The following is an 18,948-nucleotide window of genomic DNA, read 5'->3' as shown; positions in this document are numbered from 1 at the left end:
GGGTCAGGCGGCGCGGGACTGGTCGCGCAGGGCGGCGGCGAATCGGCGTACGACGAGCTCGGCGACCAACGGGTCGGCACCGATCACGTCGGCCACCAGGGACGCTCCTGCCGAGGCGGCGCGCCGGCGGACCTGCCCGAGGAAGTGCCCCGGCGCGAGCAGGTAGGGCACCACGGCAACCCGGCCCCCGGTGCGCGCGGCCGCGACCGTGTCGAACAACCTCGGCCCGCAGCCGGTGACCGTGGCCAGGTGCACCGGGGCGTCCCAACGCCGCTGCAGCAGCCTGGTCATCTCGGCGAGGTCGACCAGCGCCGCCGGGTCGTTCGACCCCGCGGCGGCCATCACCACAGGGTCGTCGGGGCGGGCGCAGGCGCCCAGCAGACGTCGGAGCATCACCTCGGCAAGCAGCGGGTGCGGGCCGAGCGGACCGGCCAGCCGCACCGGGTACGGCGAGCGGGCCACGGCCGCGGGCAGGTCGACCCGGGTGTGGAAGCCCGACGAGAGCAGCAGTGGCACCGCCACCGACGGTCCGTGGCTGCCAGCCATCACGTCCGTGAAGCGAGGCCGACACAGCTCGACGTACGACGTGGTGCCGGGCACCTCCAGGCGGCGCCGGGCCTGGGCCGTGATCGCCACCGCGACCCGGTTGCCGGCCGACAACCTGGTGCCGTGCGCGACGGTGACCAACGAAGGCAACGTCGCGGACCCGCGCCCGGGCGCCTGGCCGAAACCGACCGTCATGGAGTCGCCAATCGATAACCCCGCTTGACGACTGTCTGCACGACACGGGTGCCGAGGGCCGCACGCAACCGAGCCACTGCCATCTCCACCGCGTGCTCGGAGGCGGCCTGTCCGGTCGGCAGAGCGGCCAGCAGCTCGCGCCGCGGGACGACGTGTCCGGGGTTGACCGCCAGCGCCTGCAGCACCGCCATCGGCGACGGTGACAGGTGCACGGGCACGCCGTCGAGCAGCACCTGGTCGCCGTGCAGCAACAGCACGTGACCGGCGACGTCGAATGCCTGACCGGCACGGCGCACCGGCAGCTCGGTCTCCAGCAGCTTGACCAGGGCCGCGGTGCGGGAACGCTCCGGCTGCACCGTCGGCACGCCCCACATCTCGAACGCAGCGGCGGTCACCGGGCCCACGCAGGCGGCGACCACGTCGGCCTGGAAGGCGGCCACGACCTCGTCGCGCAGGCCGACCGCCCCGGCCAGGTCCATCAGGGCGGCCACCGCCGGGGCGGCGGTGAACGTCACCGCGTCCAGCTTGCGCTCCGCGATCAGGTCGACCATGCGAAAGGCGGGCGCCGGGTCCTCGGGCCCCTCGACCCGATAGACGGTGACCACGTCGACGTCCGCTCCCTGCCGCCGCAGCGCGTGCGCCACGGCGGAGAGAGACTGGCCGTGCTCCTGCACGACGATGCGCAGGCCGGAGAGATCACGACCGCGCAGGTGGGCGAGCACGTCCTCGAAGCGTTCGGACTCCGGAGCCCACAGCTCGCGCAACCCGGCCCGGCGCAGGGCACCGACCGACTTGGGGCCACGGGCCAGGATCTCCGCCTGCGCCAACGAGGCCAGGAGCCGTTCGCGCAGACCCCAATCCTCGACCGCGGCGAACCAGGACGTCAGGCCGATGCCGGTGGTGGCCACGAACAGGTCGACCGGCTCGGCCAGCACCCGCTCGGTGGCCTCCCGCAGCCCGGCGTCGATCTTGTTCGGCTCCACCGACAGCATCGGCGACCACTCGACCTGGGCGCCGCGCCGCTCCAACAGGGCACGTTGCTCCTCGGCCTTGCGGGCCGCAGTGACCCCGACCCGGAAACCCTCGAGAGGCCGATCGCCGGTCATGCCGCCTCCACGCGCTGCCCGACCTGGACGACGCCCTCCACCACGCGGACGACGTACGACGGCACGTGGACGTGGTCGTCGTCGAGACACTGGCCGGTGCGCAGGTCGAACGCGTGCTTGTGCATCGGCGAGGCCACGAACGGGATCTCACCGCGGGTGCCAACGATGCCGCGGGCCAGCACGCTGGCCTTGGCGAAGGGGTCGTAGTTGCCGAGCGCGAAGACCTCGTCGTCGTGGGTGCGGAAGATCGCGACCGCCTGCCCGTGCACCAGTGCCGTCACACCGCGCTCGACCTCGAGAGCGGTCAGCGGGCAGATCGGCTCCCACTCCCGTCCGGTCATCGCAGGACCGCCGCGGTCGGCATCCCGACGGGGATGCTGGCCCCGAGCGAGACCGGCTCGTCGCCCTGGGTGGGCCGGATCTGGCCGCGCGTGGTGTCGAAGCTGATGTTCGGGTCGGGCACACCGGGGGCGTTGACGAACGAGACGAAGCGGGAGAGCTTCTCCTCGTCCTCGATGGTGGCCTTCCACTCGTCGAAGTAGGAGTCCACGTGGCGTGCCATCTCCGCCTCCAGTTCGGCGCCGAGACCCAGGGCGTCGTCCACCACGATCTCACGGACCCGCTCGAGCCCACCGTCGATCGTGCCGAGCCAGGTCGACGTACGTTGCAGGCGGTCTGCGGTGCGGATGTAGTACATCAGGAACCGGTCGAGGAAGCGGACCAGGTCCGCACCCGACAGGTCGCTGGCCAGCAGCTGCGCGTGCGCCGGGATCGCTCCCCCGTTGCCGCAGACGTAGAGGTTCCAGCCCTTCTCGGTGGCGATGATGCCGAAGTCCTTGCCGCGGGCCTCGGCGCACTCGCGGGCGCACCCGCTGACGCCGCCCTTGAGCTTGTGCGGGGAACGGAGCCCGCGGTAGCGCAGCTCGAGGTCGATCGCCATCTGCACCGAGTCCTGCACGCCGAAGCGGCACCACGTCGAGCCCACGCACGACTTCACCGTGCGCAGCGACTTGCCGTAGGCGTGGCCGGACTCGAAGCCCGCGTCCACCAGTCGCTTCCAGATCTGTGGCAGCTGCTCCATGCGGGCACCGAACAGGTCGATCCGCTGGCCCCCGGTGATCTTCGTGTAGAGGTCGAAGTCGCGGGCCACCTCGCCGATCACGATCAGCTTGTCGGCGGTGATCTCGCCGCCCGGGATCCGCGGCACGACCGAGTAGGTGCCGTTGCGCTGGATGTTGGCCAGGTAGGCGTCGTTGGTGTCCTGCAGGTTCGCGGTGGTGCTGTCGAGCACGTGGCCGTTGAACTGGCTGGCCAGGATCGAGGCGACGGCCGGCTTGCAGATGTCGCACCCGCGGCCGCGGCCGTGCGCGGTGACGATGTCGTCGAAGCGCTGGAAGCCGTGGACTGCGATGACGTCGAAGAGCTCCTGACGGGTCAGGTCGAAGTGCTCGCAGATCCCCTTGCTCACCGTCTGGCCCGCGGCCTCGAGGCGCTCGGCGAGCAGGTTCTTCACGATCGGCACGCACGAGCCGCAGACCGTGCCGGCCTTCGTGCACGCCTTCACGCACGGCAGGTCGGTGCAACCCTCGGCGTCGATGGTGCCGCAGATGGAGCCCTTGGTGATGTTGTTGCAGGAGCAGACCACGGCCTCGTCGGGCATGCCGAGCTTCACCGGCTCGCCGCCGCGCGCGGCCGGCAGGATCAGCTCTTCGGGGTTGTCGGGCAGTGCCATGCCGCTGGAGACCATCGGTCGCAGCACGCCGTACGCCGACGCGTCCCCGACCAGGATGCCGCCCAGCAGCCGGTCGCCCTCGGATGAGACGACGAGCTTCTTGTAGACCCCCGCGACTGCGTCGGCGAAGACCAGCTCGAGTGCGCCCTCCGTGGTGGCGAAGGCGTCGCCGAAGCTGGCCACGTCGACGCCGAGGAGCTTGAGCTTGGTGGACATGTCGGCTCCCTCGAAGGCCGCCGAGCTCTCGTCGTTGACCAGCGCGTCGACGGCCACCTCCGCCATCTGGTAGCCGGGGGCGACCAGGCCGTACATCGTGCCTGCGGGGGCCGCGCACTCACCGATCGCGTAGATCGCGGGGTCGCTGGTGCGCATCTGCGGGTCGACCAGGATGCCGCCGCGCTCGGCGACGTCGAGCCCGCAGTCGCGGGCCAGCCGGTCGCGGGGCCGGATGCCGGCGGAGAAGATCACCAGGTCGACGTCCAGCGGCTCGTCACTGTCCTTGAACCGCAGCCCGCTGACCAGCCCGTCGGTGCCCTCGATGCACTCGGTCATCACCGACGTGTGCACGGTGAGGCCCAGCTGCTCGATGTGCCGCTTCAACGTGGCACCACCGGCGTCGTCGATCTGCACCGCCATCAGTCGCGGCGCCATCTCGACGACGTGGGCCTCGATCCCCAACTGGTGCAGGGCATTGGCCGCTTCGAGGCCGAGCAGGCCACCGCCGATGACGACCCCGGCCTGCGCGGTCGTCGACGCCTCGCGGATCGCCTCGAGGTCCTCGATCGTGCGGTAGACGAAGACGTTGCCGAGGTCGTTGCCGGGCACCGGCGGCACGAACGGTGCGGCGCCGGTGGCCAGCACGGCCACGTCGAACCCGATCACCTCGCCGTCGGCCAGGCTCACGGTGCGGGCGTCACGGTCGATCGCGGTGACCGGGGTGTCGAGCACCAGCCGCACCCGCGGGTCGTCGTACGCCCCGGAGGGCAGGTAGGACAGCTGCTCGGCGCCGACCTCGAAGAACGAGGTGAGTGCCACCCGGTCGTACGCCGGCCGCGGCTCCTCGCCGACCACCACGACGTCGAACCGCTCGGTGAGGCCGCGTTCGATGGCGGCCTGGACGAAGCGGTGACCGACCATGCCGTTCCCGATGACGACAAGTCTCTTGCGTGTGCTCATGAGGAGTCCTTCCTGACAACCTGTGACTAGGAAGTTAGGCGGCCCATGTTGACTGGAGGGTTTCGCTTTGTTTCGGGGATGAAAACCCTTCTTCACCGACCCGTCGCCGGCCCGTGGCTACTCTGGGTTGACCGACGAGAGGATTCCGTGATGGCTGACGAGCCGGAGATGCCGACGAATCGCTTCGCGAGGCTGCCCGAGCCGTTGCGCCTCGAAGACACCGTCGAGGTCAATGACACCGAGCCGCCGCGGGACCCCGAGGGTGGCAGGAACACCGACCACGACTTCCTCATGCGGTACCCGGGCTGAGCACGCCGATCGGACCGTCAACTCGTGGCGATTCGGCGGTTCTCCCCGTCAACTCGAGCCGACGGGGAAGAGGAGTTGTTCGACCACCGACGTGCACCCGCCGCAGCCGGTGGTGGCGCGGGTCGAGCCGCGCACCTCGTCGAGCGTGCGGCAGCCGCGGATCCGTCCGGCGCTGACCCCGGCGCAGGCACAGACCTCCGCGTCATCGGGCAGCGCGAGCGACTCGGCGGCCGTGGCGCGCTCGGCGGAGAGCAGCTCCCCCGGCTCGTGCGCGCCCAGGATCGTGCGCCGGTCGTAGAGCTGGGTGATCAGCCCGACCCGGGCCAGGTCTCCGACCAGGGCCGCGGCGACGATCACCCCACCCCGGACCACCAGTTTGCGGTGGGTGCCGGCGATCGGGTTGGTCACCTCGACCACCTCCCCGTCGGTGCGCTCCGGGTCGCCGAGCACCGCCACCTCGAGGTCACTGGCCCGCAGCCGGGCCACCGAACGCGACCCGTCGTACACCGTGTCGCCGCCGCACAGGTGCTCGGCGAGGACGACGGCCTGCTCCCAGGCGGGCGGCACGAACCCGGTGACCTTGCCGGCGTACTCCGCGCAGTCCCCGATCGCGTGCACCCGCGGGTCGGTGATCGAGGCGAGGTGCCCGTCGACCACGACACCGCGCCGCACGTAGAGCTCGGCCTGCCGGGCCAGCGCCGTCGAGGGGCGTCCACCGGCGGTGAGAATGACGAGGTCGGTCTCCAACGTGTAGCCGTTGTCGAGCCTCAGGCCCTCGTCGGTGAGGCGGACGGCGCGAGCACCGGCGTAGACCTCGGTGCCGAGTTTCTTCAACCCACGCTTGAGAATCGAGGCACCACGCTCGTCGAGCTGAGCAGAGAGCAGGTGCTCGCTGCCCTCGACGATCTCGGTGGCGACGCCGCGAACACTGAGGGCACGGGCGACCTGGAGGCCGAGCAGGCCACCGCCGACGACGACCGCGCGTTGACCGGGCCGCTCGTCGAGCGCGGTCAGGAGGCCGTTGCAGTCAGCCAGGCTGCGGAACGCGTGCACCTTCGGGTGCAGCTGGCCGTCCAGCTGCACCAGCCCGCGGATCGGCGGCAGCGTCGGGATCGCGCCGGTGGCCAGCACCAGCCGGTCCCACGGGATCGTGGTCCCGTCGACCAGCATCGCGTCGGACTCCTTGCGCGAGACCTGCAGCACCCGGCTGCCCAGGCGCAGGTCCACGCCGACCGAGGCGAACCACTCCGGGTCGCGCATGGTCAGCGCCTCGGCGCGGTGCGTGCCCTCGAGCACGGCCGAGAGCAGGATCCGGTTGTACGCCGGCACCGGCTCCTCGCCGATCACCGTGATGTGGCCGTCGTACCGCCGGGCGACGAGCATCTCGACCAACCGGGTGGCGGCCATCCCGTTGCCGACGATGACCAGGCGTTCGCCCCTCACGGTGCAGCCCCCAGTTCCGGCGCAGCCGCCAGTGCGGGCGCAGCCCGGTCCGCACGTGACAGGGCCACCGCGCAGGCCTTGAACTCCGGCATCCGGGAGGCCGGGTCGAGCGCATCGTTGGTGAGCAGGTTGGCGCCGACCCAGTGGAACGGCACGAACACGGCGTCGGGGCGGATCGTGTCGACCACCCGGGCGGGTGCGGTCATCTCGCCGCGGCGAGTGGCCAACCGGACCGGCTGGCCGTCCTCCACCGAGAGACGCCGGGCCAGCATCGGGTGCAGCTCCACGAAGGGCCCGTCGTCAGGCAGGTCGCGCACCCGCCGGGTCTGGGCTCCGGACTGGTACTGGGCAAGCACCCGCCCGGTGGTGAGGTGCAGCGGATACTCCGCGTCGGGCTGCTCCACGGCACCCCGGTGCTCGACGACGTGGAAGCGGGCCCGGCCGTCCTCGTGGCCGAACGCTGAGAGGAACATCCGCGGCGTGCCCGCGTGCTCGGGCGAGGGGCAGGGCCAGAACACGCCCCGCTCGTCGCGGATCCGGTCGTAGGTGATGCCGGCGTAGTCGGCCTTGCCGCCTGCGGAGGCGCGGCCGAGCTCGGCGAAGATCGTCTCCGGGTCGGTGGCGAAGTCGACCGGCGAGTCCAGCCGTTCCGCGAGGCCCTGCAGGATGGCCAGGTCGCTGACCACGCCGACTGGTGGCGTGATCGCCTGCTGGCGCAGGATCACGCGGCCCTCGAGGTTGGTCATCGTGCCGGTCTCCTCTGCCCACTGCGTGACAGGCAGTACGACGTCCGCGCGGGCAGCGGTCTCCGAGAGAACGATGTCGGCCACCACCAGCAGATCGAGGGCATCGAGCCGCGTGGAGACGAAGGAGGCGTTCGGGGCGGAGACCACGATGTTGGAGCCGAAGACCAGCAGGGCCTTCACTCCGTCCGGCTCACCGAGGGAGGAGAGCAGCTCGTAGGCTGATTTTCCCTTGCCTGGCAGGGATTCGGGCGGCACACCCCACACCGAGGCAACGTGCGAGCGGGCCTCAGGATCGTCGATCATCCGGTAGCCGGGAAGCTGGTCGGCCTTCTGCCCGTGCTCGCGTCCACCCTGCCCGTTGCCCTGCCCGGTCAGGCAGCCGTAGCCGGCGTGCTCCCGGCCGCACATGCCCAGAGTCAGCGCGACGTTGATCCACGCCAGCACGGTGTCCGACCCGGATGCATGCTGCTCGGCGCCGCGCGCGGTCAGCACCATCACCTTCTCCGCGGTGCCCAGCAACCCAGCCAGGGCACGGATCTCGGAGGCCGGCACGCCCGTGACGCGCTCCGCTCGCTCCGGCCACCACGACGCCACCGAGTCGCGCACGGACGAGAAGCCCGTCGTACGCGACTCGACATAGTCCGAGTCGACGTTGCCGTCGGCCACGAGCTGGTGCAGGACGGCCTGCGCCAGCGCCAGGTCGGTGCCGGGCACCGGCTGCACGAAGACGTCGGCCTGAGCAGCGGTCGAGGTCTGCCGCGGGTCGATCACCACGACCGTGCCGCCGCGCTCGCGCAGGGCAGCGAGGTGACGCGCCGCCGGCGGCATCGTCTCGGCCAGGTTCGACCCGGCCAGCACGACGACGTCGGTGTGCTCGATGTCGGCAAGGGGAAACGGCAGACCGCGATCCAAGCCCAGCGCGCGGGTCCCCGCGGAGGCGGCCGACGACATGCACCACCGACCGTTGTAGTCGATCTGGCTGGTGCCGATCGCCACCCGGGCGAACTTGCCGAGCTGGTAGGCCTTCTCGTTGGTCAGGCCACCCCCGCCGAAGACCCCGATCGCGTCGGCGCCGTGCTCGCGGCGCAAGGCAAGGAGACGGTCGCCGATCAGGTCGAGCGCCTCCTCCCAGGATGCCGGCGCCAGCTCGCCCGTCTCGGTGGAGCGGACCAGCGGCTGGGTCAGCCGCTCGCGGTGCCGGTGCAGCCCCGTCGACGTCCACCCCTTCCGGCACAGGGCGCCCCGGTTGACCGGGAACTCCGGCCACTCGGTGACCTCGAGCGCGGTCCGGGCCGGGAGCGGCCCGGACCCCGAGGACAGCCCGGAGGCCGGGGCCAGCCGCATCCCGCACTGCAGCGAGCAGTAGGGGCAGTGGGTCTCGGTGGTCATGCGGGGCCTAGATCCCTGCGCCGGCCAGGCTGGGCACCCGGCCGACCAGGAAGGCGCGGCGGGTGTAGAAGAACCAGGTGACGCCCAGGCACACCGCGTAGAACCCGGTGAAGACCAGGAACGCGCTCTTCACCGCGGCCACCGGGTCCTCGATCCACGGGGCGCCGAACGTCATCGGGATCAGGAAGCCGCCGATCGCACCGGTCGCACCCGCGATGCCGATCACCGCCGACGACTCCTTGGTCGCCCGGGCCAGGGCGGCGGCCCGCTCCGGCGTGCCGTCCGCGGTGGTGGTGCGCGCCTGGCGGGCCCAGATCAGCGGGATCATCCGGTACGTCGACCCGTTGCCGATGCCGCTGGCCGCGAAGACGAAGAGGAAGAAGCCGAGGAACCACGGGAACCACTGCTGGTTCTGCTCCGCGATCGCCACGCTGGCCGTCGGGTTCGGGGTGAGCTGCGAGAGGGTCCAGAGCACGGCCAGGGTGCCGACGATCATCGCCACGAACGTCCAGAGTGTGACCCGCGCGCCGCCGTACTTGTCGGCCAGCCAGCCACCGAACGGGCGGGCCACGGAGCCGACCAGGGCACCGAGGAACGCGTAGTAGGCGAAGTTGATGCCGGCGCCGGCGCCGTCGGCGGTGGGCACCCAGAAGTTGAGCTTGATCAGCAGCGGCATCGCGGCGGAGTAGCCGATGAACGAGCCGAACGTGCCGATGTAGAGGAACGACATCACCCAGGTGTGCTTGTACTTCACGACGGCCAGCTGCTCGCGCGGCTTCGAGCGCGCGGCGGCCAGGTTGTTCATGAAGAACCACGCGCAGACCGCGCCCAGCACGGCCAGGGCGGCGTACAGGTAGCCGGCGCGTTGCAGCGCCAGGCCGCTCTCACTCGCCTTGACCAGCCCGAACGCGCCGGCCCCGCCCACCACGATCGGCAGGAAGAACTGGATCACCGCGACGCCGAGGTTGCCGCCGGCCGCGTTGAGCCCGAGCGCCGTGCCCTTGCGCTTGGCCGGGTAGAAGAAGTTGATGTTCGCCATCGAGGAGGCGAAGTTGCCGCCGCCGAAGCCGGCCGTCGCCGCGACCACCAGGAACACCCAGTACGGCGTCTCGGGGCGCTGCACGAAGTGCGCGAACAGCAGGGTCGGGATCAGCAGCAGGGTTGCGCTCACGACCGTCCAGTTGCGCCCGCCGAACTTCGGCACCGCGAAGGTGTAGGGCAGCCGGATCAGGGAGCCGACCAGGTTCGGTACGGCGACCAGCAGGAACAGCTGCGACGTGGTGAAGTCGAAGCCGACCTTGAGCAGCATGGCGGCGCTGACGCTCCACAGCAGCCACACCGAGAAGCCGAGGTGCTCGGAGAAGATCGACCAGACCAGGTTGCGCCGGGCGACCTGCGCGCCGCCGTTCTCCCAGAACTCGGGCTCCTCGGGGCGCCAGTCCTCGATCCAGGTGCCGCCCTTCATGGCGGCCGGCGCGGGCCGGGAGGGCGGGGGTGCGGTGGTGGTCACGATCGACTCCTCGTGGGTTCGGATGCCGAGGAACCTAGGCAGCGCAGATTTCGCGCCGGGAACGGTTTGTTTCACGCAGGTGTCAACTTGTGCTCACCACCTCACGGACAGGTGTGGGCTGCGCGGCCACCGGGTAGAGGGGCACCGACCGCGTGGAACACCGCGCGGTCGTCGTACGCACGAGGAGAGGACCCGGACATGTGGTCGTATCTGGCAGGAGCCACGCTGGCGTTGGTCGTGGGTGCGGGCGCGTTCTGGATGTCGCGGGAGACACGCGGGAAGTACCGCGCGATGCTGCTCACCGAGACCAGCACCACCGCCACCCTGCACGAGCTGCACCAGGCGGCCACCGACGCCGCCGGTGCCGGGTCGTACGCCGAGGTGGTCGAGCTCGACGGCACGGCGAAGGCCGGGCCCCGGGGCCTGCTGGTCTCGGAGATCTCGAAGACCGAGTGCGTGTGGCACAAGCACCGCGTGACCCGGCGCTACAAGGACGTCTACCGCGACAAGGACGGCCATCGACGCACCCGCACGAAGGAGGAGGTCGTCACCGACAGCTTCACCCGCGACGCGTTCACCCTCGACGACGGGGAGGGCACGATCCTCGTGGTCCCGAACGCGCACGGGGTCACGAGCGCTCGCAAGAGCGTCAGCGAGTTCCGGGAGGCCGAGGCGGAGGGTCGCTCGATCTCGTTCGGTGGGTTCCAGATCGGTCTGGGCGCGAGCGACGGCGACACGATCGGCTTCGAGTACGAGGAGTGGGTGCTGCTGCCCGAGACCCGCGTCTTCGTGCGCGGTGAAGCGCGCGACCGCAACGGCACGCTCGAGGTCCGCGACCCGAAGGGCAGGGAAGGGCTGACCATCTCCACCGAGTCGGAGGACGAGCTGCTAGCGGACCACAAGAAGCAGGCGCTGCTCTACCTGCTCGGCTCAGTGACGCTCGTCGTGCTCGCGATCGGCCTGGCGGTCTGGGCGTTCGTGCGCTGACCTCCGGGAGCGCCCGGCTGGCGCGCAGCCGGTGTGCGGACCTCGTGGTTCCCGGCCGGGGCTTACGGCAATTGGGTGGTCAGGCAACGTTGCGCCACGGCACCCAACATGGAGGTCAGCTCGTCGGTGTCGAGACCGCTGTCATGGGTGACGATGCTCTGGATGGCACCGATGGTCACGTGGACCAGGGCTCGGGCCTTGGCGGCGGTCAGCTCTGGACGCATCTCGCCCAGGGTGCCCACCCACTCCTCGATGTAGCGCCGCTGCTGACGCCGAAGCCTACGGGCGTCGTCCGGGGTCAAGGCGGTGAACTCGGTGCGGTACAGCTGCACCGACAGCCTGTGCCGGATGCAGAAGTCCACCTGGTGCTGCACCAGGAGGCCCATCGCCTCCTCCGGCGGGAGGTCGACGGCCTGGAGCTCGTCAGTCCGCTCCATCAACTCGGCCAGGGATTGGTCGAGCAGTGCGACGAGCACTGCCAACTTGTTGTCGAAGTGCCGGTAGATCCCCGATCCGACGATGCCGGCCTCGCGACCGATGTCGGCCAGGCTCACTGCATGAAACCCTTGTACGGCGAACAGCCTCGCCGCTGCTGCGAGGATCTTTTCCGCCCGATCAGGGTCACGAACACGCGTGGACCGTTCGGCGCCGTTCTCGTCGTTCATCACGTCCACCCCTCTCAGGTGCCGACCACCTCACGCGCCGATGCGACGAAGCGGCGGCGCACGTCCACTGAGGTGGCATAGGGCGCATAGTAGGTGAAGCGGTCGACCAGCCCGGAGTACCGGCGTCCGGCCTCGGCACCGGCCTGCTCAGGAGTACCCACCACGGCGAACGTGGACAGCACCTCGTCATCGATGAGCCCGGCCATCGTCTGCCACTCGCCCCGGAGCGACAGTCGGTGCAGTTCCTCGTGCAGGTCTCCCCAGCCGTGGCAGTCGAGCACGTCCCGGTACGCCGGAGTGGCGCCGTAGAACGCGATCTGACCGCGGACGGCGGCGGCAGCCGTCTCGAGCTCGCGGTCCGATCCTCCGGTGACCACGAGTCCCGGGTAGGACAACGTGAACCCGGAACGGGGCCGCCCGGCCTCGGCCAGCTCGGCCTCGAGCCGTGGCAGGGTCGCCTCGGTGAGGTACTTCGCGGTCGTGAACGAGTGCGCGATCAGACCGTCCGCGACCCTGGCCGCGGTCCGGGTCATCCCCGGGCCGACCGCCGCCAACAGGACCGGCGGCGGCCCCCACTGGTGGGGCTCCGGGGTGAACATCGGCGTCATCAACGTGTGCCGGTAGAACTCGCCCTCGAACCGGAGCCGCTCCCCGCTCTCCCAGGCGCTCCAGATCGCCCGGAGAGCGGAGATGAACTCCTCCATCCGTGCGGCTGGCTTCGACCAGGGCATGCTGTAACGGCGCTCGATGTGCGCCTTGATCTGGGACCCGAGGCCCAGAACGAAGCGCCCACAGCTGAACGACTGGAGATCGTTGGCCGTGGTGGCCAGCGTCATCGGGCTGCGGGCGAAGGCGACCGCGATCGAGGAGCCGATGGTGACGTCGCCGAGGTGCTCAGCAGCGAGCAGCAACGGCAGGAACGGGTCGCGTCCGACCTCGGTCGTCCAGACCCCGTCGTACCCGATCTCGCCGACCTCGCCGAACTGCTCCTTCAACTCGACAACGGAGCCGCCCGCGGTGCCGTCGAGCGGGCCTCCTACATTGGCATCGATCAGCACGCGCGCCTCCCGAACGTCCGCATCTTCCTTCTCCTCTGCTGCGTAGGCCACCGGGCCCGAACGGGCCCGGTGGCCACAAGATGTATCACTTCCGGCAGACCACCGGGACCCGAGGAGGGCTCAGTCGTCGAAGTTGAAGGCCTCCGCCGACGTGCCCGTGTAGTTCTCGACGACCGGGGTCAGGCCGATCGGGGAGCCGGCAATGTCCACTCCGTACACCGTGCTGGTCCGCGGCGGGTTGCGTGTCTCGGCATCACCCCACGCGTAGTCCCCGAACAGCCCGTCGGCGGTGATCACGTCCAGGTTGTTCATCGCGTCCAGCATGCCTTCGCGAGTCATGTCTCCGGACTTGACGGCTTCCTCCAGCACCTGGTGCGCGGCCATCGCCTGGACCCAGCCGACGGTGATGTACCAGTCGGGCTTGGCGTCCGGCGCATACGTCTTCATCGCCGCGATCAGGTTCTTCATTCCCGGTGATGCCGCCGGATCCCATGCGCCACCCTCGGCCAGGATCAGCAGGTTCTTCTCGGCGTACTTGCGCAGGTCGCCCTCGAAGAGCGCTTTCAACCACGACGGCGACTGACCCAGCCACTTGGGCTCGAACCCGACCTGGGCTGCCTTGGCCAAGGTCGCAGCAGCATCCGCCGGCGTTGCCGTCAGCAGCACTGTCTCGCAGCCGCGCCCCTGGAGCTGGTTGATCTGGGTCGTGTAGTCGGTGGTGCCGAGGCTGAACTCCACTTCAGCTGCGACGTCGAGGTCGAGCTGGCCGGCCACAAAGTCCAGTCCCTGCTTGCCGGTCGCGCCGTACGCGTCGTCCTGGACCATGGAGCAGACGGTGCTGCCTTTGCCGCCGCCCTCGGTGAGGTACCACTCGACGCCGTTGATCACCTGAATCTGGTACGGCCCGCCCCACGGCAGCAGGTTCGGCTCGCGCACCCAGAACGAGTCGAGGGAGGCCGGTGAGGCGATGACGCCGTCGGCGGTCAGGTCCGGAAGGAGTGAGCTGACCACCTGGGTGCCGAGCACCTGCACGTACATGGCGACGTCGTCCTTGGTCGCCTGGTACTCCTGGGCCGCGGTCGGTGCTTCGTACTTGGTATCGCGGATGATGAGCTCGACCGGATACTTGCCCGCCACGCCTCCGGCCTCGTTGAGTTGCTTGAAGTAGATCTCGTTGCCGAGCGTCACCGGGTTGCCGATCACCGCGACTCGACCACTCGTGGGAGTGAGCGCCCCGAGCGTGAACTTCTCCCCGTCGAAGCCGGGGGTACCCCCGGCGTCGTCGGAGTCACTCCGGCCGCCGCAGGCAGCGACCAGGATGAGTGCGGTCAGGGCTCCGATCGCCGCCAGGCGTCGAGTCGCGCGTTGGCTCTTCATGGATGGTTCCTCTCTCAGGGGTTTGTCGTGCCGGGTCGTGCGCCGTGCGGGATCAGTAGGAGAACGGCCACTTCTCGAACCACCGTCGAACCCGCAGCCACAGGGCGGCCAGGCCACGTGGTTCGAGCAGGAGGAAGCCGATCACCAGCAGGCCGAACAGCACGCCGTTCAACTCGCCGGTGGACAGCCAGCCCTTCTCGACGGGGATGCCGAGGATCGGCGCGTCGGCACCGTTGTCAGCGATGAACCGCTGGCCGTAGATGACCAGGAAGGCACCGAGAATCGAGCCGTAGATGGTGCCGAGTCCGCCGAGGATGATGATCGCGAGGAAGGTGATCGACATGAACAGCCCGCGACCACCCGAGAGCTCGTGGTAGTCAACCGCGCCGAGCGTGAAGGAGTAGACGACACCTCCGGCCGCCGCCATCGCCCCCGAGACAGCGAAGACGCCGACCTTCGTGCGTGCCGGGTTCACGCCGATGACTTCGGCGGAGAGGTCGTGGTCGCGGACCGCCTGCATGGCCCTACCCGAACGGGTGCGGGTGATGTTGTGAGCCACCAACGCGGTGAGCGCGACCAGCGCCCACGCGAGCCAGAAGAGGGACTGCTCCCGGGTGTAGACGACGTCGCCGAACTGCAGGCCCTTGCCGAAGTCGAGCGGCCCCAGCTCGATGGCGGCATTCCTGGTCGGAGCAGTGCCACGCACAGGGACCGACAACGACTCCCAGTTCCGGTAGATGTGCTCGGCGACGAAGACCAGTCCGATGGTCACGATGGCGAGGTAGTTGCCTCGCAGCCGCAACGCGAAGGGTCCGACGATCGCGCCGACCAGCAGCCCCACCAACACCGCGACCGCCAGGTACGCCGGCAGTGGCCACCCGCGCTGGTCCCCGAGTGCCGAGGTTGCGAAGGCCCCGATGGACACGAACGCCGCATGCCCCAAGCTCACCTGACCGGTGTAGCCGACCAGCAGATTGAGGCCGATGGATCCGATGGCGAATGCCGCAACCAGGGTGAGCACACTCAGAGACGCGTCCGAGTACCAGTGCGGCAAGGACAGGTAGCAGACCACGAGCAGGACGGCGAAGGCCTTGCGCCACGGACCGCGGGTCAACCGCAGATCGTCGGCACGGGTCAGGACCATGTTGCGGTGCGGCCTGCCGCGTGCCGCCGACCGGGAGGTGAAGGGGAGAACACTCATCAGATCCGTCGGACCTCTCGCTCGCCGAACAGGCCATAGGGTCGGACCAGAAGAATCGCGACCATGATCGCGTACGGCGCGACCCTCTCGAAGCCCGAACCCAGCCACGGAGCGAACTCCGGCTGGAGCAATGCCGTCAGTTGCTGGGCCATGCCGATCACCAGCCCACCGACCACTGCTCCCAGTGGTGACTCGAGTCCGCCCAGGATCATCGCCGGGAACGCGACAAGTGCGATCAGGCCGAGGCCCGGGCCGACCGAGCCGGCCCCGGAGGCGAGCATGATGCCGGCCAGGGCTCCGAGCGCTCCCGCCACCGCCCAGGAGACCCGGTGCACCGTGCGGGCATCGATGCCCACGGCCAGGGCCGCCTCTTGGTCGTCGGCCGTGGCCCGCATCGCCAAGCCCAAGCTGGAGTGGCCGAAGAACAGGTAGAAGGCGAGCAAGGCCGCCGAGGTCACACCGATGGTCCAGAGGTCGGCGACCGCCAGGTTCACCGCCCCCAGGTCCACTGTTCGCGATCCCCACGGATCCTGCAGGCCACGGTCCTCGGGACCCCAGATTGCTGTGGTCACGTTGTCGAGGACGTAGAGCACCCCCACCGTGAGCATGATCAATGCGAATGGTGGCTCACCGAGGAGGCGACGCATCAGGAGTTGCTCGACGACCATCCCGAGGACGGCGCCGCCCACCATCGCGGCCAATAGGGCCACATAGAAGTTGAGCTCCCACGTGACCGCCATCTGCCAACAGAGGAATCCACCGACGAGCACGAAGCTGGCCTGGGCGAAGTTCAACACCTTCGTCGCTTTGAAGACGATGACGAAGCCGAGGGCAACCAGCGCGTACTTGCACCCGACTGCGACTCCGGAGAACAGGGTCTCGGCGAGCGCGTCGCCGGTCAGGTTCCACCCAGAGGAGCTCATGTGTACATCCCGTCGATGAGGTCGGCGAACTGTTCCTCGATCGCGCGACGCTTGACCTTCTGGGTCGCGGTCACCTCGCCCGAGTCGGTGTCCAGTTCCTTGGGCAGGAGCGCGAACCTCTTCACCGATTCGACCTGGGCGAACTTCTCGTTGACCGAGCTCACCCACTCGTCGACCAGCGCGACGACCTCCGGCTTCCCGGACAGGTCGGCGTACGTGGTGAATGGGATGCGGTTCTTCGCAGCCCAATCACCGACGGTGTCGAGTTCGATCCCGACCAGTGCGGTGACGTACTTGCGACGGTCACCGATCACCACGGCATCTCGCACATACGGCGAGACCTTGAGCTGGTTCTCGATCTCCGAGGGGCTGATGTTCTTGCCACCAGCCGTGATGATGACGTCCTTGAGGCGATCGACGATGCGGAGCATTCCCGCATCGTCGAGTTCGCCCACGTCACCGGTGTGCAGCCAGCCCTCCGGATCGATCGTGGCCGCCGTCGCCTCGTCGTCGCGGAAGTACCCGACGAAGGTCGCGGGCCCCCGGGTGAGGATTTCCCGGGTCTGCTCGTCGATGCGAAGCTCGCACTCCGGCACCGCTCTGCCCACGGTTCCGAGGCGGACGTCGTCGACCGGGACCATGGTGCCCTGAGCGGTGTTCTCGGTCTGGCCGTACCCCTCGACGACACGAACCCCCATGGTCCAGAAGAACTCCAGGACTTCCGGTGCGATGGGCGCCGCCCCGGAGAGCGCCTGCCTGGCCCGAGCCAGGCCGAGCTGGCTGCGCAGCGACCGGAAGAGGACCAGCCAGCCCAGGCAATACAGGAGTGCGTCCAGCGGTCCTCGCCGTCCACGCTTCCAGGCACGGTGTGCGACTCCCCTCCCGATGGCCATCCCGGCGCGGTACGTGAGGCGCTTGAACCAGTCGGCGTCGCCCATCCGGATCGTCACCGTGGCCATCATCTTCTCCCAGACCCGGGGCACGCCGAGGAAGAACGTCGGCTGCACCTCACGCAGGTCCTGGGCGAACGTGTCGGAGTCCTCACCGAAGTTGACGACATAGCCGGAGGCGAGTGCAGCGACCTCCGAGATGAGGCGTTCGGCCACATGGCACAGCGGCAGGTAGGACAACACCTCGTCCCCGGGCCGCAGGCCGAAACCCCGCTCACCGTTGCGCCCTGCAGCGACCAGGTTGCGGTGACTCAGCATGGCGCCCTTGGGTGGCCCCGTCGTTCCCGAGGTGTAGACGAGGGTGGCCACGGCGGAAGTGTCGAGCTGTTCGATGTCACGGAGGAGGTCTCCCAACAGGTCGGCGGAGTTGTCCCGGCCGCGCTGCTGCAGCGCGGCGAAGGTCATCACGAAGTCGTCGTCGTGGTCGACCCCGCGGGGATCGACCACGACCACCTGCCTCAGCTCGGGCAACTCGGGCCGCGCCTGCAGGGCCTTGTCGGTCTGCTCCTCGTCCTCGGTGATCACGACGACCGAGCCGGAATGATCGAGCAGGTAGGCCACTTCGGCTGTGGGCGCGGTCGGGTAGATCCCCACGGTCACTGCGCCGATCGCCTGGATTCCGAGGTCGGCGATCACCCAGGCCGGCCGGTTCTGGGAATGCACCGCTACTCGATCTCCCGGTTGCACTCCCAGAGCACGCAGGCCGGCGGAGACGGCGGCCGCGCGCTCGGCGTACTCGCGCCAGGTGTAGGTCCGCCACAGCCCCAGGTCCTTCTTGCGGAGCGCGACCCGATCCGGGGTGGCCATCGCCCGATGGTGCAGCGCGTGCGGCAGTGTCTCCCACTCCGGCACCTGCGCCCGGCTCACGCGGCCCCTCCCAGGTAGGCAGCGATGACGTCCGGATGCGCCTGCACCTCGGCCGGGGTCCCCGTGGCGAGCGGTGTGCCGAAGTCCAGTGCCAGCACCCGGTCGGCAAGGTCCATGACCAGGTGCATGTCGTGTTCCACCAGGATCATCGAGACACCCAGTTCCTTTCGAAGCTCGACCAGGTAACGCGCCATGTCCTCGGTCTCCTCGAGGTTCATTCCCGCCACCGGCTCGTCGAGCAGCAGGACCCTGGGCTCCATCGCGAGCGCCCTGCCCAACTCGATGCGCTTCTGTACGCCGTAGGGGAGCAGGCCGACGTGCGTACGTCGGTACGGCGTGAGCGCCAGCAGTTCGATAACCTGCTCGACCGCTTCGCGATGGGCCACCTCCTCGCGACGTGCGCGCCCCAGCCAGAGCGCCCCTGCCAGGAAACCGCTACGCATCAGGTGGTGGCGTCCCAGCAGCAGGTTGTCGACGACGTCGAGGTGTTCGAAGAGGCCGAGATTCTGGAAGGTGCGCCCCACGCCGAGTCGGGCCGCCTTGGTCGGGGACACCCCGATCAGGCTGTGTCCGTCGAGGTGGATCGACCCCGAGTGCGGCCGGTACACCGCCGACAGACAGTTGAAGATGGACGTCTTGCCGGCGCCGTTCGGCCCGATCACCGCAAGCAGCTCACCCGGGTTCACATCGAAACTGACCCCGTTCAGGGTCTTCACTTCCCCGAAGGCCAGGGAGATGTCGTGGACCCGGAGGCGCGGTTCGCCGGAT

Annotated in this window: 16 protein-coding genes; 2 read left to right on the top strand and 14 right to left on the bottom strand. The window is 69.5% G+C overall.

Annotation, left to right across the window (positions count from 1 at the left end; translation table 11 throughout):
- Positions 1-3: 3 nt before the first annotated feature.
- From NJ4_RS15345 to nirB, 4 genes are read right to left on the bottom strand one after another with little or no spacing between them, the layout of a single operon-like run.
- Complete coding sequence (locus tag NJ4_RS15345) at positions 4-741, bottom strand: sirohydrochlorin chelatase (RefSeq protein WP_067436992.1); 738 nt, start codon at positions 739-741, stop codon at positions 4-6.
- Entirely contained in the window at positions 738-1,847 is a 1,110-nt protein-coding gene (locus NJ4_RS15340) for a uroporphyrinogen-III synthase (RefSeq protein ID WP_067436990.1), read from the bottom strand. Before NJ4_RS15340 ends, NJ4_RS15345 begins: the two co-directional genes overlap by 4 nt.
- Positions 1,844-2,188: a nitrite reductase small subunit NirD gene (gene nirD / locus NJ4_RS15335; protein ID WP_067436988.1), complete on the bottom strand. Its 345-nt coding sequence runs from the start codon at positions 2,186-2,188 to the stop codon at positions 1,844-1,846. Before nirD ends, NJ4_RS15340 begins: the two co-directional genes overlap by 4 nt.
- A complete protein-coding gene (gene nirB / locus NJ4_RS15330; protein ID WP_067436985.1) occupies positions 2,185-4,755 on the bottom strand; it encodes a nitrite reductase large subunit NirB in 2,571 nt (856 codons plus the stop codon). Before nirB ends, nirD begins: the two co-directional genes overlap by 4 nt.
- Before the next feature lie 150 nt (positions 4,756-4,905).
- On the opposite strand from nirB, the gene NJ4_RS25705 reads away from it, so the two are divergent.
- Positions 4,906-5,064: a heme biosynthesis protein HemY gene (locus tag NJ4_RS25705; protein WP_157551160.1), complete on the top strand. Its 159-nt coding sequence runs from the start codon at positions 4,906-4,908 to the stop codon at positions 5,062-5,064.
- Positions 5,065-5,112: 48 nt separating this feature from the next.
- On the opposite strand, the gene NJ4_RS15325 is transcribed toward NJ4_RS25705, so the two are convergent.
- The 3 genes from NJ4_RS15325 to NJ4_RS15315 are packed head-to-tail and all read right to left on the bottom strand — an operon-like array spanning position 5,113 to position 10,152.
- Complete coding sequence (locus NJ4_RS15325; RefSeq protein WP_245644588.1) at positions 5,113-6,507, bottom strand: FAD-dependent oxidoreductase; 1,395 nt, start codon at positions 6,505-6,507, stop codon at positions 5,113-5,115.
- A complete protein-coding gene (locus tag NJ4_RS15320; RefSeq protein WP_067436983.1) occupies positions 6,504-8,642 on the bottom strand; it encodes a molybdopterin oxidoreductase family protein in 2,139 nt (712 codons plus the stop codon). The genes NJ4_RS15325 and NJ4_RS15320 overlap by 4 nt, the downstream gene beginning before the upstream one ends.
- A gap of 7 nt (positions 8,643-8,649) precedes the next feature.
- Positions 8,650-10,152, bottom strand: a complete 1,503-nt coding sequence (locus NJ4_RS15315) for an MFS transporter (protein ID WP_322787625.1) — start codon at positions 10,150-10,152, stop codon at positions 8,650-8,652.
- A gap of 198 nt (positions 10,153-10,350) precedes the next feature.
- Between NJ4_RS15315 and NJ4_RS15310 the strand changes: the two genes are divergently transcribed.
- A complete protein-coding gene (locus NJ4_RS15310; RefSeq protein ID WP_067436980.1) occupies positions 10,351-11,139 on the top strand; it encodes a GIDE domain-containing protein in 789 nt (262 codons plus the stop codon).
- Between the two features lie 62 nt (positions 11,140-11,201).
- Here NJ4_RS15310 and NJ4_RS15305 read toward each other — a convergent pair whose 3' ends face one another.
- The 7 genes from NJ4_RS15305 to NJ4_RS15275 form a co-directional block, all read right to left on the bottom strand.
- Positions 11,202-11,804, bottom strand: coding sequence for a TetR/AcrR family transcriptional regulator (locus NJ4_RS15305; RefSeq protein WP_067436976.1), 603 nt, complete (start codon positions 11,802-11,804; stop codon positions 11,202-11,204).
- A gap of 14 nt (positions 11,805-11,818) precedes the next feature.
- Positions 11,819-12,862, bottom strand: a complete 1,044-nt coding sequence (locus tag NJ4_RS15300) for an LLM class F420-dependent oxidoreductase (protein ID WP_067436973.1) — start codon at positions 12,860-12,862, stop codon at positions 11,819-11,821.
- A 120-nt stretch (positions 12,863-12,982) separates the two neighbouring features.
- Positions 12,983-14,239: an ABC transporter substrate-binding protein gene (locus NJ4_RS15295; RefSeq protein WP_067436970.1), complete on the bottom strand. Its 1,257-nt coding sequence runs from the start codon at positions 14,237-14,239 to the stop codon at positions 12,983-12,985.
- A 52-nt stretch (positions 14,240-14,291) separates the two neighbouring features.
- Positions 14,292-15,440 carry a branched-chain amino acid ABC transporter permease gene (locus tag NJ4_RS15290; RefSeq protein WP_067436968.1) on the bottom strand — a complete coding sequence of 383 codons (1,149 nt, stop codon included), beginning with the start codon at positions 15,438-15,440 and terminating at the stop codon, positions 14,292-14,294.
- The gene (locus NJ4_RS15285; protein WP_067436965.1) at positions 15,440-16,363 is read right to left on the bottom strand and encodes a branched-chain amino acid ABC transporter permease; all 924 of its coding nucleotides are present in this window, start codon (positions 16,361-16,363) and stop codon (positions 15,440-15,442) included. Before NJ4_RS15285 ends, NJ4_RS15290 begins: the two co-directional genes overlap by 1 nt.
- Positions 16,360-18,180 (bottom strand): AMP-dependent synthetase/ligase, encoded by a 1,821-nt coding sequence (locus NJ4_RS15280; RefSeq protein ID WP_245644587.1) that lies wholly within the window; start codon positions 18,178-18,180, stop codon positions 16,360-16,362. Before NJ4_RS15280 ends, NJ4_RS15285 begins: the two co-directional genes overlap by 4 nt.
- Positions 18,177-18,896: an ABC transporter ATP-binding protein gene (locus tag NJ4_RS15275; protein ID WP_245644586.1), complete on the bottom strand. Its 720-nt coding sequence runs from the start codon at positions 18,894-18,896 to the stop codon at positions 18,177-18,179. The genes NJ4_RS15280 and NJ4_RS15275 overlap by 4 nt, the downstream gene beginning before the upstream one ends.
- Positions 18,897-18,948 lie beyond the last annotated feature (52 nt).

The organism is Nocardioides jensenii JCM 1364 = NBRC 14755 (assembly GCF_001552535.1).
Lineage (GTDB): Bacteria > Actinomycetota > Actinomycetes > Propionibacteriales > Nocardioidaceae > Nocardioides > Nocardioides jensenii.
Note: the sequence above shows the minus strand (reverse complement) of the source record. Positions and strands in the feature narration are given on the sequence as shown.

Coding starts and splice junctions, on each gene's coding strand:
- NJ4_RS15295 (WP_067436970.1), bottom strand. CDS start 14,239: ATGAAGAGCCAACGCGCGACTCGACGCCTGGCGGCGATCGGAGCCCTG.
- NJ4_RS15345 (WP_067436992.1), bottom strand. CDS start 741: ATGACGGTCGGTTTCGGCCAGGCGCCCGGGCGCGGGTCCGCGACGTTG.
- NJ4_RS15340 (WP_067436990.1), bottom strand. CDS start 1,847: ATGACCGGCGATCGGCCTCTCGAGGGTTTCCGGGTCGGGGTCACTGCG.
- nirB (WP_067436985.1), bottom strand. CDS start 4,755: ATGAGCACACGCAAGAGACTTGTCGTCATCGGGAACGGCATGGTCGGT.
- nirD (WP_067436988.1), bottom strand. CDS start 2,188: ATGACCGGACGGGAGTGGGAGCCGATCTGCCCGCTGACCGCTCTCGAG.
- NJ4_RS15320 (WP_067436983.1), bottom strand. CDS start 8,642: ATGACCACCGAGACCCACTGCCCCTACTGCTCGCTGCAGTGCGGGATG.
- NJ4_RS15305 (WP_067436976.1), bottom strand. CDS start 11,804: ATGAACGACGAGAACGGCGCCGAACGGTCCACGCGTGTTCGTGACCCT.
- NJ4_RS15290 (WP_067436968.1), bottom strand. CDS start 15,440: ATGAGTGTTCTCCCCTTCACCTCCCGGTCGGCGGCACGCGGCAGGCCG.
- NJ4_RS15285 (WP_067436965.1), bottom strand. CDS start 16,363: ATGAGCTCCTCTGGGTGGAACCTGACCGGCGACGCGCTCGCCGAGACC.
- NJ4_RS15310 (WP_067436980.1), top strand. CDS start 10,351: ATGTGGTCGTATCTGGCAGGAGCCACGCTGGCGTTGGTCGTGGGTGCG.
- NJ4_RS25705 (WP_157551160.1), top strand. CDS start 4,906: ATGGCTGACGAGCCGGAGATGCCGACGAATCGCTTCGCGAGGCTGCCC.